Source organism: Halanaerocella petrolearia (assembly GCF_054657875.1).
In genome coordinates this window covers 907,090-922,813 of the sequence record NZ_BAAHXW010000002.1, presented here as the reverse complement: position 1 = coordinate 922,813, position 15,724 = coordinate 907,090, and the positions used below count along the sequence as shown (strand labels likewise).

Below are 15,724 nucleotides of genomic sequence, written 5' to 3'. Positions count from 1 at the left end.
CCAATTTATTCTTCAGATTTACTCTTATTACGTATTCTATCTAAAGCAACTGCTCCAATAACTATAGAACCAATTGCTATAGTCTGCCAATAAACTGAAACATTTAATAGAACTAATCCATTTCTTAATACTGCCATAATAGCAGCCCCTAAAAATGTTCCTAATATACTTCCTTCTCCTCCCATTAAACTTGTACCACCAATTACTACTGCAGCAATAACATCTAGTTCCCAACCATCACCTGCATTTGGTTGGCCCGAACTCAATCTTGAAGCCATTATAGTACCAGAAACCCCTGCTAAAAAACCAGTAATCGTATAGACTAAAGTCTTTATTTTCTTTACATTTAATCCTGATAATTCAGCTGCCTCTTCATTACCACCAATAGCATAAATATATCGACCAATATTAGTACGGTTTAAGAAGATATGTCCTAGAATCATAATCAAAGCCATAACAATAACAGGAAATGGAATTCCTAATAAAGATCCTTGGCCCAGAAATTTAAAACCTTCTGGAACACTACTAATTGGCATTCCTTTAGTAAGTACCATAATCAAACCTCTAGCAATACTTAACATCCCTAAAGTTACTATAAAAGGAGGTATATCTATCTTAGTAATCAAAGTTCCATTTATATAACCTATTAATCCTCCTGATACCATACCTAAAATAACTGCCAGCCAGACTGGAACTCCCATACTCATTAACATAGTCGAAATAATCCCAGTAAATCCAATTACTGAACCAACTGACAGATCAATTCCAGCTGTAATAATAATGTATGTCTGTCCAACTGCAACAATAGAAACTAGTGACATCTGTCTCGCCACACTTAATAGATTATAAGTACTTAAAAACTTAGGAGTTAAAATTGATATAACAGCACCTAACAATAATAATGCTATTAATATAGTTGACTCTTCCATATCTAAAAATTTATTAAACATATTTGTATCCTTATCTTCAGTTTTAGAAACTGAAACATTTTCTTGAGCATTCATTTTGTTTATTCACCCTTTCAACTGATTAGATTTTTTAATTTGATACTTTATATTATAAATAGAAAACTATTGCTTAAATAATCCTCTATCCCTCCTTCCCTTTACTTAACCACAACCTAATCAACATACGGTTGTGCATACAATAAACTGATTAAAATAGTTAATTTCACTACTTAACCCTTTTATTTAGATAATTATTGTACTGTTGTTCGTACAATAATTATCTAATAAAAAAACCACAGCTATCCTAAAAAGTAAATCAACTTACTTTCTAGATACTGTGGGTTCTTATAATAGTTATATTCTTATAACCACTTATTTAAAGTCATTTAAGTTGTGTTTCCTTGCCTAGATTATAACTGCTATTTGTTATATATTATAAAATTATTTTCTTAGAAACTAAATTATAAATACTTTTATTACTTGTTAATCAAATTATATAATAGATTTATAGTATTGTCAAATGATTTATTTAGATAGTACTGATTCTCTCTCAATTAACTTTGGTGTAAAAACAATATTTTCATTAAATTGCGCAATTTCTTCCTCAATATTTTCTAAAATAATCTTAGCAGCCTTCATTCCAGCTTTCTCTTTAGGATGATCAACAGATGTAATTGAAATATTATTTAACTTAACTAAATCCGAATTATCAAAACCAATTATTGATATATCCTGAGGAACTTCAAAGCCTAAATCATTTAATACCTCCTTGACCAAAATAGCAATCTGATCGTTAAAACAAAAAATAGCTGTAGGTGGCTCTTGACAATCTACTAACTCTTTAGTCAAATCAAATATTTCATTCTCAAATTTTTCTGTCTTGCCAAACTCTGAAGTATAGTATTTTTTAACATAATCATTATATACAGCAATATCTCTTTCTTCTAGAGCTTTTTTATAACCCTTAAATCGATTAATAGAAGGTTTATGTAACCCCTTATATATTATAGCAATATTATCATGTCCTTGCTCTAAAAGAAATTCTGTAGCCAAATATCCACCTTTTTTATCATCAATAGTAATATAATTAAATTTATCATTTTCAAATTTACTATCTAAAATTACTACTGGTATATAGTTATCTACAAACCTCTCTAATAAAGCTATATTTTGATAATCATCAGCACTCTTAGCTGGCTCAATAATTAACCCATCTATATTTTTTTCAAGAAATTTTTCCAATATCTCTTTTTCTCTTATCTGACTATCTTTAGAATTACCTAACAATATCTGATAGCCTTCTTGATGAAAGATGTTATCAACACCATTTAAAATATCAGAAAAAATATAATCATGCAGACTGATACTAATAAATCCTATGTTACCTGTTTTCTCTTTAGGATTCCCTTTTAAGAAAGTTCCTACACCTTGCTTTTTATGCAACAGACCTTCTTGGTTTAATATATTTAATGCTTTTCTAACTGTATGTCTGCTAACATTATATTTTTCTGTCAATTCACTCTCTGTTGGCAACTTATCACCAGGCTTTATTTGGCCCTCATTAACTAAATTCTTAATCTTATTTTTAATCATAACATATTTAGGCAAATAATCTTCATTCATCACTTATCATCCTTTACTCATTATTTTATCTATATTATTAACTTATAAGAAAAATATTTTTGTAAAAATCTCATATCTTTCGTCTTTCTTATTTATATTATCCATATATCAAAATGTACGTACAACTACCTTGGTTTAATTATAAAATAAGTACTTAATAATGTCAACCTATATCTAAACATTAAAAATCAGAATATATATTTTTTATAAATATTTATCTTTCTGGTTTCTCATAAATAATTAATGTGTGGAGGATAATCCCCTCCACACTAACTAATCAAACTTTAACTATTCATCTTTTCTAATCTAAGTACATTCCAAGAAAGATTAGATAAATCAGCTACTACTTTATCCCCTTCAACTGTTGCGTTCCCTTCTGTATGAGGCTTTACATTATCAGTATTCTCTGCTGTATTTCTAGCTTTGACGTCTTCATTTTCTAATACAATATGCTCTACTACACTATAATCTTCAAAACCTTTTAATTCACATTCAAAAGACAAACTATCTTCTTGATTTCTATTTACAGCAAAGATAGTTAATTCATCATCTTCTTCATTCATTACACTAACAGCATCTAAGAAAGGTACTTCATCACAATTTTCACTCTCATAAGTTGGAGAAGATATAACTGAATCTAATACAGTCCCTCTTCCATATTTAGATGCATGAAGATATGGATAATAAATAGTCTGCATCCAGACATCTCCACCTTCTTCTGTCATGATAGGAGCTATTACATTAACAAGTTGAGCTAAACAAGCCATCTTTACTCTATCTGCATGCTTCAATAAACTCATTAACATCATACCTACTACTAATGCATCTTCAAAAGTATAGATATCCTCTAACTGTGGTGGAGCAGTCTGCCAAGGCTCAAGTTTTTCATCTGCTGCATTAGAATGAAACCAGACATTCCACTCGTCAAAGGATAGATTAATCTCCTTGTCACTTCCTTTTTTGGCCTTTACATAATCACACGTAGAAATTACTGATTCAATAAAGTCATCCATTCCTACTGACTGAGCTAAGTAATTGGCAAGGTCATCTTCTTTATTACCAAAATACTGATGAAGAGAAATATAATCTACATGCTCATAAGTATGCTCTAACACAGTAGCTTCCCATTCTGCAAAAGTTGGCATCTCCTGATAAGAACTTCCACAGACTACAAGCTCAATTTCTGGATCAACCTGTTTCATAACTTTAGCCGTTTCACAAGCAAGTCGTCCATATTCTTCAGCTGTCTTATGACCTAACTGCCATGGCCCATCCATCTCATTACCTAAACACCATGTTTTAATATTATAAGGCTCTTCTTGACCATGCTCTTTTCTTAAATTACTATAGTAACTTCCACCTGGATGATTACAATACTCTAATAGATTACGAGCAGCGTCTATACCTCTAGTTCCTAAATTAACTGCCATCATAACATCTGTATCCACTTTGTTGGCCCAATCCATAAATTCATTAGTTCCTACTTCATTAGTTTCAATTGTTCTCCAAGCTAATTCTAACCTATTTGGTCTATCTTCTACAGGGCCAACTCCATCTTCCCAATTATATCCTGAAACAAAATTACCACCTGGATAACGAACAATAGGTACCTCTAATTCCTTAACTAACTCCATTACATCTTCTCTGAAACCACCTTCATCAGCTGTTGGATGATCTGGTTCATAGATGCCTGTATAAACAGCACGCCCTAAATGTTCTATAAAAGAGCCATAAATACGATCATCAACTTCACCAACCTTAAAATCCTTATCTAAATTCATTGTTGCTTTCTGTTTGCTCATCAAAATTCTCCTCCTTTAAAATATAAATTAATATATAATAAATTAAACTTTATCCTTTTATACTTCCAGCAGTGAGCCCAGAAATAAAATAATCTTGCATTTTCAGAAAGAATATAACAATTGGTAACACTGCTAAAAAAGATCCAGCCATTAACATACCATACTGCGGTCTATACTGCCCAACTAAAGATGAAAGACCTACAGTTAATGTAAACATTTTTTCAGTTCTCATTACTACTAGAGGCCACAAAAGATTATTCCAAGATCTAATAGAAAATAGAATAGCCATAGCTGCTAAAGCCGGTTTAGAGATAGGAAGTACTATCTTATAAAATATCTCCCACTCCGAAGCTCCATCAACTCTTGCTGCATTTAATAAATCATCATCTATCCCTACCATATTTTGCCGAATAAAAAATAACCCCATAGGATTTGCAATCATCGGCAAAATCAAACCTGCATAGGTATTAATCAGCTTGACTTTAGTTAACATAACAAAAAGTGGAATTATCTGAATGTGTATTGGTAACATTTGAGCGCCAACTATAATCATAAACAAAGTATTCTTATATTTGAAATCATACTTTGCAAAAGCAAAACCAGCAATACCACATACAAATAACCCAAAGAATACATATCCACCACTAAAAATCAAACTATTAATATACCACCTTAAAAAAGGAGTATCTAAAAGATCTATATAATTTTTCAAAATAGGCTCTTTAGGTAACAGCCTTAATTCACTAGTAAAAATTGCACCTGACGCCTTAAAAGAAGAAACAACCATCCAATAAAAAGGAATAATAAACAAAAAGCAAATAAAAGTTAAAATTGCCATTGACATTATTCTATTAGAGTTGATATCTAAATCTATATCTACCATCTTCTTTAAGTTTAATTTCACTTTTTTACCTCCTACGCTTCATCATTAAAAAATCCAGTCAATTTCAATTGAATCAAAGTAAGAATTAATATAATTGCTGCCATTACAAACCCAATGGTTGAAGCATATCCTAACTTAAAGTAAGAAAAAGCATTCTTATAGAGATAAACAGCTAATGTTAAACCACTATTCTCTGGAGTAACTCCACCATTCCACAAGGTATAAATTTCAGCAAATAACTTATAGCCTCCAATTAGGTTTAAGGTAGCAACAAAAATAATAATAGGTTTTAGTAAAGGAAGGGTAATGTAATAAAATCTTTCCAACATATTAGCACCATCTATAGCAGCAGACTCATATAATTCTTTAGATATTCCAGTTAGACCAGTAGTGAAATAAATTATATTAATTCCTGTCCATCGCCAGGTTGCAATTAGAAGAATCGAAGGTATAGCAAGAGCAGGATTCACCAACCATTCTTGAGAAGGAATTCCTATTAATCCTAACATAGCATTTACAAGACCTGTTTCTCCTTCATAAAGTAATATTCTAAAGATAGCAGCTGCTATTACTAAAGAAATTAATGATGGAATAAATAAAATCACTTTATAAACATTTTTCCCTTTGCAATATTTAGAATCAAGAAAGACTGCTAAAATTAATGGTAAAGGAATTAAAATAATCATAGTTCCAATTACATATTTAGTATTATTAATAACAGCCTTTATAAAATTACTATCTTTAAGAAGATTAAAATAATTTTGTAACCCTACAAATTCTCCACCACTCAATCCCTTCATTTGATGGAGACTTAAGAAAGCTGAATATAAAATAGGAACTACCTTAAAGACAAGAAATAAGACTAGGAATGGAGCAATAAAAATCCATGGAACTATTTTCCTATCATACAATACCTTTTTCAGCATATTAGTATATCCCTCCCTAATGGGAATATATCTCTCCCTGGTTGATATTAACCAGAGAGAAATATCTTTGATTATTTATCTTCTTTTAATCTTTTAGTAGCCTCATTTAATGCTTTTTCTGGATCTTTATTCTTCTTTATTACTTTAAAAAGCACTTGTTGATTCATAATATCTCGTGCTGTTGCATATTGACCTGATAAATAAAAAGGTTGTATTTTAGGTTGCAGTTCTTTTATAATTTCCATAACCTTCTCATTATTAAAGTATGGAAGTGGTTTATACAGCTTAGGACTATTGTAAGCATCTTTTCTCATTGGATCAAAACCAAGCTCGGTCCAAATTTCAACTCCTGCTTCCTTAGTTAGTTTTGCATATGATAGAAAATCTTTAGCTATCTCTTTATTATTCGCTGTCTCAGTTATGGCAGTACCTGTTCCTCCTCCTGTAGAAGCACGTGTACCTTTTGACCCCCACTTTGGTAATGGACGAACCACTACTTTCCCTTTTAAATCAGTCATAAACTCAGTAAATCTAATCATATACCATTGAGGCATAATTACAGCAGCATATTTCCCATCATTTATAGCCTTATAAACATTCTTATCATCATAGAAAGGAATAGTTTTTGCTATTTTATATTTGTGAACAAGATTTTGCATATACTGTAGTACTCTTACATTCTCTGATCTATTAAGTATAATATCTCCTTTTTTATCAAATATATTACTGCCTAACTGAGTACTCATAACATTAAAAGTCATAAAGTCTGAGATGGGAACACCAGTCATCCATTGGTCTATCTTACCATCTCCATCAGTATCTTTAGTGATTTTTTTACCTACTTCAACAAAATCTTGCCAAGTCTTTATATCAGAAGGTAATACACCTGCTTTTTCAAATAATTCTTTATTATAATACATTACACCAGTTCCTATATGAGTAGGAATTCCATATACATTACCAGAACTATCTGAATATGGAGTAACTCTTGTTTGTACAATCTCATCTCGATATTTATCAATTACTGAAGTAAGATTAACTAAACTATCTTTACTATTGGCAACGATTCCTGGAAATTTACCAATTTCTATATCAACCAAATCTGGAGCTCCAGTTCCAGTTTGAAGAGCAATATTTAACTTATCATGCATTTGATCATATGGGTAACTTTGCGTGTTTAATTTAAAATCAAATTCTGGATGTGCTTTGTTAAATTCCTTTGCTTTCCTTTGATAATAATCAGCATGAGCACTAACAAATGTCCACATATCAAGCTTTACTACCGACTTATCTGTCTCTTTTTTATCATCACCAAAGATCCACCAAGCATTACTTATAGTTGAAAATGAAATCAATAAAATTAAAACTGATATAAATATAGTCTTTTTATTCTTTAACATACTTTCCCTCCTTAAATATATTTTCTAATAAACAATTTAAACAACACTAAATTATTGCAGTATTTTTATCATCTCCTTTCAAAATTAATTTTCCTGTTTCACTAGCAATGAACTCGAATAATAAATGGAGCTTACTAAAAACTTATAGACTTAATTAATTATACTGTTATACGTACAATTACAAAGGAATAAAAAAATACACAAGCATTCAAAACATCCTCTCCCTCAGAAAGGACATCTTTAATGTTGTGTATTCTTATATTAATTATATAATTTTACTTTTTGCTTGCTGTTACTTAGTATTTACACTAATTATTAACTTATCATTTATATAATACTTAGAATAAATTTAATTGTCAAGTTATATATGTATCTTTTTACAATTATTAGCATATATTTTATTTTTATATTATTATATTACATCTTATTGAAATTAATCTCACTTATTCCATCTCACTAGAGACATTTCTAATCGATTAGAAATGTCTTAAAAAATAATTGCAGTTTCTAATCGATTAGATTTTAATTATAATAAATATTTATATCATCTCAACTTAATTATACACATTACTATATTAAATGTCAATACAAATTAAAAAATTATAATAATCAAATTACTAACCTACATAACAGATTCGATTAGTCAGCCGATCTAGTAACTTTTCGTTATGAGAAACTATAATATAAGGTAGATTAAGATCAGTTAAAATACTAATAGTCTGTTCAACAGCATTAGAATCTAAGGCAACAAAAGGCTCATCTAACAGTAAAATATCAGGTTTCATAGCTAAAACAGCTGCTAGAGCAATACGTTTCTTTTCTCCTCCTGATAGTTGATAAGTAACCTCTTGTTCATAACCAGTTAGCCCTACTAACTCTAGCATCTCTGCTACTATATCTGCTACCTCTTGTTTATTTTTACCTAAATTCAAAGGGCCAAAAGCTATCTCCTCTTCTACAGTAGGACAGAATAGTTGATCATCAGCATTCTGGAATAGATAACCTACTTTTTCTCTAACTTCTCTAAAATCAGACTCTTCTTTACAAAGTTGATTAAAAATAGAGATTTCTCCCTGTTGAGGAGTTAATAGTCCCATAATAATCTTAAAAACAGTAGTCTTGCCTGCTCCATTTGGTCCTACCAATCCTAATCTGTCTCTAGCTTGAAGATGTAAATCAAAATTATTTAATACTTGTTTTCCACAAGGATACTGGAAAGAAATATTCTTTAGCTTTATCATTAATAACCACCTTTATCTAGAATAATCAACCAACTAACTACTACTAAACTACCTAGCATCATAATAAAATCAAGAGACGAAAACTGAAAGTCATCTTGTAAATAAAACTGTCCCTTAAAACCTCTACAGAGCATAGCTTCATAAACTTGCTGAGCCCGATCATAACTTTTAACCAATAGCATTCCTAATAAATAAGCATAACTCTTATATGTGTGTAAGGAAGTCTTATTTTTAAAGCCTCTTAATAACATAGCATTATATAGTTTCTGATATTCTTCTTTAATAACATCAAAATAACGATAGACCAAAAAAAAGAGATAGATTAGTTTCCTTGGTAATTTTAGATAAGTAAAAGTATAAGTCAACTCTACTAAACTTGTAGTAGATAGTAAAGAAATAAGTACTAACAGAATAGAATTGGCTCGTATAGTAATCTGCAAAGCATAAATTAAACCTTCTTTAGAGATTACTAACGGGCCAACTTCCCTTAAAAAATCTCCTGGATAAGTAAAAGGAACTATCAACCAGATAAAGAAGATAAAGCTGTTAACGACTAATAGCCTATTAGCTACATATTTAAGATCTAACTGGGCAGCTAGTACTAGTAACAGACCTACAACTAAGATCTGAGCTAACATTACCAACTTATATCCACTAGCTGCTACTACTGTCAAAACAAAAGCAAGAACTACCTTTAACCTAGGATCTAACTGATGAACCCAACTATTACCTTGGGCCAACTTATGATTCATCATGACTTATTCTCTCGCTTCGTTTTAAAGTAGAAAACAAGTCCCATTAAGCCAAAGATATAACCAATACCACCTATGACTTCAGTCACACCTGGCCTTCTTTCTGTCTCAAACTTAGCCACTTTCCTTCTTAAAGGAGCTAATTGCTTTGCTAACTCCTCTTGAATCACCACTCGTAACTTCTCTTCAGATATTTGATCTGCTTGTTGTTTAGCTTCTTTGCTTACCGTCTCTTCTATCTGCTGTATATCTGACTTACCTAAGTTAGGTAAGTCTTCTTTACTAAGTTGATATTCAGCTCTATGCCCAGCCCCTGCAACTAAGACTATCTTTAGCTTAGCCTTTTTAGAAAGCTTAAATTTATAAATACCTTGTTGATTGGTCTGACCCTGATTTATTAAATCACCTTGTAGATTATAGACCTTAACTTGTCCTTCTATAACTGGACTACCATCTCCAAATGCCCCTTCAACTATTACTTGCTCCCCTTTTAAATAAGCATAAGTTACAACTCTATGGGCCAATACTGGTGTTACTATAGATAGCATTACTACTATTAATAATATTCCAACTAACTTCTGTCTCATCTAAATCACTCCTCTAATAAATTAGGGCGTACTCGACTAAGAAAGAGCAAGGTAAAACTACTGATAATACCTTCTACTATCAGCAAAGGTAATTGTGAGACAATAACCAACTTAGCTATAGCTACAAAAGATTCTCCTACTAACGTAAGTATTCCAGCCATTAAAAGAGAAGATAATAATACTGCTATAGCACCAACCAAGAAAGAACTAACTCCTAACCATAATCTATCTCTTTTAATCTTTATTAACCCTTTAAATAAATAATAAGAAATTATAGCTGGTAGAGCCATTACTATAGTATTAACTCCTAAAGTAGTTAAACCTCCAAACTGAAAGAGAATACTCTGAAGTAATAAAGCTATAAAAAAAGCTGGAAAGGAACTCCAGCCTAATAAAATACCTGCTATTCCATTTAAAATCAAATGAATATTTGTTGGCCCGAGAGGAATGCGAATTAACGACGATATAAATAATGCTGCAGCAATAATAGCTACCTGAGGTAACTCTTCTTCTGACATTCTTTTAAGTCCAGTAGTTATCCCTCCTACAGCCACTACTGCACCTGAAGTTAGAACTGGAAGAGAGAGTATTCCTTCTGAAATATGCATTTAATCACCTACTTTATTATTTACTTCATATCCTGAGCTTTAACCCACATTACAGCTCCTAATTCATGTTCTTTACCTTTAATTTTTTCCCCTTCTAATAAAGCTGCAAACCCCCACCAACCAGCTTTAGGTAAAGCATAACTGAAGACACCATTCTTATCTGCTTTAATAACTTGAGTAATAAAATTAGCATTTGATACCTCTACACTTTCATAAGTTCCTGAATCTAAAGTAGGAAACTTGGCTTGATTAAAATACTCTACTTCAATCTCAGCATAAGGCACTGGCTGTCCATTCTTCTTAACTATCCCTCTAAATAGATTACCAGTCCATAATCCATAAGGACGGGTCAGAGGAACTATTTCTGCTTTCATTCCTACTTCTTGATCCCAACCACCAGAAACAGCCATTGAATTAACTACTACTTTAGTATTATGAGTTATATATTTATTCTCCATTTTTTCCCAATAAGGCTGTGGTTCTAAGTAAAATATATAATCACCAAGTCCTTTAAGCTGATAAGAAGATTTAAAACTCTTACCTCCTTTTATCTCTATAGACTGCAAATTATTTAATAAGCTCTTTTTTCTACCTCTATGTAATACCCCAAACTTAGCTGGTTGTTTCATATCCATTACTTCCGATCCTGCCATAGGGTGGGTAAAAAGTAAGTTTAAATCTATTTTCTGTTTCTCACCTTTAGTTATCATTCCTTTAGATGGTAGAATCATCTGAAAGTGAGCTCCAACAGTACCAACTATTAACATAACTAAAGTAGCTATAATCAATACTACTAAATTTCTTCGCCGCATAACTGATCTTCCTTTCTTTTCTGGACCTTACGATAGATTCTTTTAGTAGGATAAGCTAATTCTATATCTAATTCCTGCTTAAACTCTTCTAAAATTCGCTTATAAACTCGGTCTTCAATAACTCTTCTCTTGCGAACAGAAGTTAAATAACGTAAAGTAATCTGTACTCCACTATCCTTAATCTTTACATAACTAGTTGGAGTAAAAGCTCCATACTTAATCATATAATTTCTACTCATCTTTTGCACTCGACATTTGGCCCGTTCCTCTATTCCTTCTTCCTTTTCTTCATTAATTATATTTAACATTATCTCTTGTGCTTGCTCCCAATCACTCTCAAAAGTAACCAACACCTGAGTTTCATTCCAGAAACAACCAAAACCTTTGGTATAATTAAAGATAGATTTTTTAAATAAGTTACTATTAGGCATCTGCACTAACCTACCAGTACTCTGTTCAGCTTCAATTCTATTTCCTACTTCTAACATAGTAGTATAAAAGACTCCAATATCAATTACATCACCTTGAATCTGCCCCCACTCTATTCTATCTCCTAGACTAAAAGGTCGTTTAACAACCATTAATATCCAAGCAGCAATATTCAATAAGACTTGATGTAAAGCCAAAGTTACTCCAGCAGATAAAAAACCTAAATAAGTAGTTAAATTAACTGTTCTACGGATCCAAATTACTAATATAATAATTATATTCAGAATAAATGTTATATAATAAATAGACCTTCGAACTTGATGGCGTCGTTTCAAATTATCAATCTGCTTATTAACCAATCTTGTACCCCAAATTACAGCTAGGTAACTACCAATAAAAATTAAGATAGATAAAATTAATTTATAACCTAATAAATCTTTTATTCTAAAAATAAACTCCAAACTAAACACCTCAGTATGCTAACCGAACATCTAGTTATAGCATTATTTACCTAAGAAATAATTTCTAGATCACTAACTATTCTCCTGCTCAAAATATAAATTCAAAATCTTCTTTCTAATACCTGATCTGCTAACCAAAACAATAAATCTCTATTAGAAATAGCTGATAATTGTTCTAATCGACTTTCTGCTTTCTGTAAATAAGACTTAGCAAGAGTTACAGTATAATCTAAAGCATTAGTTTTATTAATCACTCTTTTTATCTCTACTTTATTTTGAACTGGTTTCTGCAGTAATTTCTTTAATCGAGTATTATATTCAGTCCTATTAAGAACAAATAGAATAGGCAAGGTATAAATCCCTTGAGTAAAATCGTTATTAGTAGGTTTACCTAACTTAGAAGCTAATTTAGTAAAATCTAATACATCGTCAGTCAGTTGAAAAGCCATACCTAAATACCTACCATATTGGATTAAATTCTGTCTATTTCTAGGCAATAAAGAACCTAACTCAGATCCTAATAAACAACATGTCTCAAATAATAAAGCAGTCTTCTTTTTAATTCTATGTAAATAATCTTTACAAGAAATATCTAATTTATACCGATCTTGATACTGTTGAATCTCTCCTTCACAGATCTTCTTAATTAATTTAGCAATTAAACCAGTATGTCTCTTACTAGCAGTTTCAGACAATAGATCAAAAGTTAAACTAAATAAATAATCACCAGTAAAGACTGCAACATCTTTACCATGAGATTGTTGAACTGTTTTTCTTCCTCGTCTAAAATTAGCTTCATCAATGATATCATCATGAATTAGAGTCGACATATGTAACATCTCTATAGCAGCAGCTACTGGCCAAACTTCTCTTTTATTATAATCTCCATTTTGAGCTACAGCTATTATTAAGGCTGGTCTAATCCGTTTACCACCTGCCTTAGCTAGTTCAGAAATGGATTCTTGAATTAAAGGCTGAGCACTTATTAATTGCTCTTGAAAATAGTCTTCAAACTTTTGTAGTTCACTATTAATTACTGGAAACTGATTCCAGAACACTTTATCACCTGCTTCAAGCTCTACTTTATTTAATACAAAATAGGAGCACAAAGAACTTGTGCTCCTTTAATCACCTTGATATAACCTGCTGAGACTCCTCTTCTACATTCAGTTCTGCTACCCATTCAGTATCATGTTCATCAAAAATAAATTCAGGAATTAAGTATAATTCATCATTAAAATTAAAAACAGTATAAGTATTACTAACTCCTTCTTTAGTTCCTATTCTTTCTGCCCCAGCATCTACTAAATAATTATAAATTTTCTTATATCTCATCTTCTCTGATAAATTATGAACCATTCTTACATCCATATCAAATAATTCCATCATTAATTCAGTAGTAGTCATAATACTTTCTGCTAACAACTTCATTATTCAACCTCCTAATTAATCTATATTCTACTTCATTTTATCCACTTTATTCTTTAACTTCTTAATAATTCTCTTTTCTAATCTAGAAATATAGGATTGAGAGATACCCAAGATATCTGCTACTTCTTTTTGAGTCAGTTCTTTATTCTTATCATTGAGTCCAAAGCGTAAAATCATAATTTTTTGTTCTCTCTCTGTTAAATACTCCATAGCTTCAGCCAATAATTCTTTATCCACTTCTTCTTCAATATATTTATAAATCAAATCAATATCAGTACCTAATACATCTGATAACTTAAGCTCATTACCATCCCAGTCAATATTTAATGGTTCATCAAAAGAAACTTCAGATTTTTTCTTATTATTCTTTCTTAAATACATCAAAATTTCATTTTCAATACAACGAGAAGCATAAGTAGCCAACTTAATATTCTTACTTACATCAAAGGTATTCACTGCTTTAATCAAGCCAATAGTTCCAATTGATACTAGATCTTCAATGTCAATACCAGTATTATCATATTTACGAGCTATATAAACAACAAGTCTTAAATTTCTCTCAATCAAGACACTTCTTACTGTCTTATCCCCATCAGCTAACTTAGATAATAAAAATTTTTCTTCTTGGCTAGATAAAGGAGGTGGTAGAGCCTTACTGCTACCTACATAAAATACATTCTTAGCTTTATACATACCTAAAATCTGTAGTAGCCTAATCATACCTAGCCTCAACTTCCACTTAACCTCTATAAATAGTCTTTCCATCTTATCCCTCCTTATAAGTTAATAGCCCTAAAAACTTTAGGATTAAGTAAAGCTTGATAATTATTATCACTATCTAAAACACTAGCTTGCAAAGCAATAATTACTTCTTTAGTAGTAAATACCTCATCTTCTGTACGAATAGTTACCTGATCTGGTCTAAAACCAACTAACATACCATCTTCTTTTCCAATTGAAGAAAAAGGAATCAATCTAAATCGATTAGACCAACGCGTATCAATTACTTCATCTAATAACTGATTACTATTGTAATTATATTTAGAAAAAGCCTGCTTTATTCTATCTGGTAATATTTCCAACAATACTTCCACTTCTACAATAATCACAGGAGTTTTTGTTAAAGGGTCTTCTAGTTGATTACCTGTATCAACTAATGCCGTTACTTGCTGTGATTCTCCTTCAAACTCAATCTTTAAAGGAATACAGAAGATATCTGGAAGTAGTTTCTGTTGAATGAACATCCAACCAAACTTACCTATAATAATAATTATTACAAATCCAAAAATAATCAACCAACCACTATCTGGAGAAGTATTTAATGTTAATGGAGATCCCCCAGTTAAATTATAGAGAGCTAAAATTGCACCAGCAGTAACAAAAGTAATTAAATAAAAATAACTAAGAGACTTATATAATCTTTTGTAACTAATTGGAGCAAAAGAGATTAAAATCATTACTACAGAAACTATAAAATGAATCCAAATTTGATTTAAAAACCTGAATTTAGGTAAAATAATCAATATAGTATAAGCTGTTCCTAACATAGAAGTCAATAATAGACGCCAAATCTTATAATTTATATCTGATAACTTAGCTGTAGCCCATAACAATAAATAATTCATTACTAAGTTAACTATAGATAATAGATCTAAATAAACCACTAATTTCATTAGCTAAGTATCCACATCCTCCCTGATAAACATTATATTTTTAGTGGGTTATAAATATAACCAAAGTCTATAAATTAATAAAATAGTGAAAAAAAAGACTTTTCCAAAACTATTGTCGAATAAAAAAATCTCGATACCTAAAGGCATCG

16 protein-coding genes are annotated in these 15,724 nt (G+C 30.8%); all 16 read right to left on the bottom strand.

Translation table 11 applies throughout. From position 1 onward, the window contains the following. Window positions 1-5: 5 nt before the first annotated feature. Complete coding sequence (locus ACYQ39_RS11890) at window positions 6-1,004, bottom strand: ABC transporter permease (protein WP_459843337.1); 999 nt, start codon at window positions 1,002-1,004, stop codon at window positions 6-8. A 468-nt stretch (window positions 1,005-1,472) separates the two neighbouring features. Further along, the gene (locus tag ACYQ39_RS11885) at window positions 1,473-2,570 is read right to left on the bottom strand and encodes a GntR family transcriptional regulator (RefSeq protein ID WP_459843334.1); all 1,098 of its coding nucleotides are present in this window, start codon (window positions 2,568-2,570) and stop codon (window positions 1,473-1,475) included. A gap of 284 nt (window positions 2,571-2,854) precedes the next feature. Continuing rightward, complete coding sequence (gene arfA / locus ACYQ39_RS11880; RefSeq protein WP_459843331.1) at window positions 2,855-4,372, bottom strand: arabinosylfuranosidase ArfA; 1,518 nt, start codon at window positions 4,370-4,372, stop codon at window positions 2,855-2,857. A 49-nt stretch (window positions 4,373-4,421) separates the two neighbouring features. Next, window positions 4,422-5,276, bottom strand: coding sequence for a carbohydrate ABC transporter permease (locus ACYQ39_RS11875; RefSeq protein ID WP_459843328.1), 855 nt, complete (start codon window positions 5,274-5,276; stop codon window positions 4,422-4,424). Between the two features lie 11 nt (window positions 5,277-5,287). Then, window positions 5,288-6,181 (bottom strand): carbohydrate ABC transporter permease, encoded by an 894-nt coding sequence (locus tag ACYQ39_RS11870; RefSeq protein WP_459843325.1) that lies wholly within the window; start codon window positions 6,179-6,181, stop codon window positions 5,288-5,290. 71 nt (window positions 6,182-6,252) lie between these two features. Continuing rightward, on the bottom strand, window positions 6,253-7,581 hold the full coding sequence (locus ACYQ39_RS11865) for an ABC transporter substrate-binding protein (RefSeq protein WP_459843322.1): 1,329 nt from the start codon (window positions 7,579-7,581) through the stop codon (window positions 6,253-6,255). A gap of 617 nt (window positions 7,582-8,198) precedes the next feature. Continuing rightward, window positions 8,199-8,822, bottom strand: a complete 624-nt coding sequence (locus tag ACYQ39_RS11860; protein WP_459843320.1) for an energy-coupling factor ABC transporter ATP-binding protein — start codon at window positions 8,820-8,822, stop codon at window positions 8,199-8,201. Next, a complete protein-coding gene (gene cbiQ / locus ACYQ39_RS11855) occupies window positions 8,822-9,577 on the bottom strand; it encodes a cobalt ECF transporter T component CbiQ (protein ID WP_459843317.1) in 756 nt (251 codons plus the stop codon). Before cbiQ ends, ACYQ39_RS11860 begins: the two co-directional genes overlap by 1 nt. Next, window positions 9,574-10,161 (bottom strand): hypothetical protein, encoded by a 588-nt coding sequence (locus tag ACYQ39_RS11850; RefSeq protein ID WP_459843314.1) that lies wholly within the window; start codon window positions 10,159-10,161, stop codon window positions 9,574-9,576. The genes cbiQ and ACYQ39_RS11850 overlap by 4 nt, the downstream gene beginning before the upstream one ends. A 5-nt stretch (window positions 10,162-10,166) precedes the next feature. Continuing rightward, window positions 10,167-10,769 (bottom strand): cobalt transporter CbiM, encoded by a 603-nt coding sequence (gene cbiM, locus ACYQ39_RS11845; protein ID WP_459843312.1) that lies wholly within the window; start codon window positions 10,767-10,769, stop codon window positions 10,167-10,169. Between the two features lie 20 nt (window positions 10,770-10,789). Next, the gene (locus tag ACYQ39_RS11840; protein WP_459843310.1) at window positions 10,790-11,581 is read right to left on the bottom strand and encodes a DUF4198 domain-containing protein; all 792 of its coding nucleotides are present in this window, start codon (window positions 11,579-11,581) and stop codon (window positions 10,790-10,792) included. Further along, window positions 11,563-12,471: a mechanosensitive ion channel family protein gene (locus ACYQ39_RS11835; protein WP_459843308.1), complete on the bottom strand. Its 909-nt coding sequence runs from the start codon at window positions 12,469-12,471 to the stop codon at window positions 11,563-11,565. Before ACYQ39_RS11835 ends, ACYQ39_RS11840 begins: the two co-directional genes overlap by 19 nt. 101 nt (window positions 12,472-12,572) lie before the next feature. Next, window positions 12,573-13,529, bottom strand: coding sequence for a polyprenyl synthetase family protein (locus tag ACYQ39_RS11830; RefSeq protein WP_459843305.1), 957 nt, complete (start codon window positions 13,527-13,529; stop codon window positions 12,573-12,575). Between the two features lie 70 nt (window positions 13,530-13,599). Beyond that, on the bottom strand, window positions 13,600-13,902 hold the full coding sequence (locus ACYQ39_RS11825) for a hypothetical protein (RefSeq protein ID WP_459843302.1): 303 nt from the start codon (window positions 13,900-13,902) through the stop codon (window positions 13,600-13,602). 27 nt (window positions 13,903-13,929) lie between these two features. Next, complete coding sequence (gene sigE, locus ACYQ39_RS11820; protein WP_459843299.1) at window positions 13,930-14,667, bottom strand: RNA polymerase sporulation sigma factor SigE; 738 nt, start codon at window positions 14,665-14,667, stop codon at window positions 13,930-13,932. Window positions 14,668-14,678: 11 nt separating this feature from the next. Next, a complete protein-coding gene (gene spoIIGA, locus ACYQ39_RS11815; RefSeq protein ID WP_459843296.1) occupies window positions 14,679-15,575 on the bottom strand; it encodes a sigma-E processing peptidase SpoIIGA in 897 nt (298 codons plus the stop codon). Window positions 15,576-15,724: the final 149 nt, after the last annotated feature.

Excerpts from the sequence above, each read along its gene's own strand:
- arfA (WP_459843331.1), bottom strand. The coding sequence starts at position 4,372 with ATGAGCAAACAGAAAGCAACAATGAATTTAGATAAGGATTTTAAGGTT.
- ACYQ39_RS11840 (WP_459843310.1), bottom strand. The coding sequence starts at position 11,581 with ATGCGGCGAAGAAATTTAGTAGTATTGATTATAGCTACTTTAGTTATG.
- ACYQ39_RS11885 (WP_459843334.1), bottom strand. The coding sequence starts at position 2,570 with ATGAATGAAGATTATTTGCCTAAATATGTTATGATTAAAAATAAGATT.
- ACYQ39_RS11865 (WP_459843322.1), bottom strand. The coding sequence starts at position 7,581 with ATGTTAAAGAATAAAAAGACTATATTTATATCAGTTTTAATTTTATTG.
- sigE (WP_459843299.1), bottom strand. The coding sequence starts at position 14,667 with ATGGAAAGACTATTTATAGAGGTTAAGTGGAAGTTGAGGCTAGGTATG.
- ACYQ39_RS11870 (WP_459843325.1), bottom strand. The coding sequence starts at position 6,181 with ATGCTGAAAAAGGTATTGTATGATAGGAAAATAGTTCCATGGATTTTT.
- cbiQ (WP_459843317.1), bottom strand. The coding sequence starts at position 9,577 with ATGATGAATCATAAGTTGGCCCAAGGTAATAGTTGGGTTCATCAGTTA.
- ACYQ39_RS11860 (WP_459843320.1), bottom strand. The coding sequence starts at position 8,822 with ATGATAAAGCTAAAGAATATTTCTTTCCAGTATCCTTGTGGAAAACAA.
- spoIIGA (WP_459843296.1), bottom strand. The coding sequence starts at position 15,575 with ATGAAATTAGTGGTTTATTTAGATCTATTATCTATAGTTAACTTAGTA.
- ACYQ39_RS11825 (WP_459843302.1), bottom strand. The coding sequence starts at position 13,902 with ATGAAGTTGTTAGCAGAAAGTATTATGACTACTACTGAATTAATGATG.
- cbiM (WP_459843312.1), bottom strand. The coding sequence starts at position 10,769 with ATGCATATTTCAGAAGGAATACTCTCTCTTCCAGTTCTAACTTCAGGT.
- ACYQ39_RS11890 (WP_459843337.1), bottom strand. The coding sequence starts at position 1,004 with ATGAATGCTCAAGAAAATGTTTCAGTTTCTAAAACTGAAGATAAGGAT.
- ACYQ39_RS11850 (WP_459843314.1), bottom strand. The coding sequence starts at position 10,161 with ATGAGACAGAAGTTAGTTGGAATATTATTAATAGTAGTAATGCTATCT.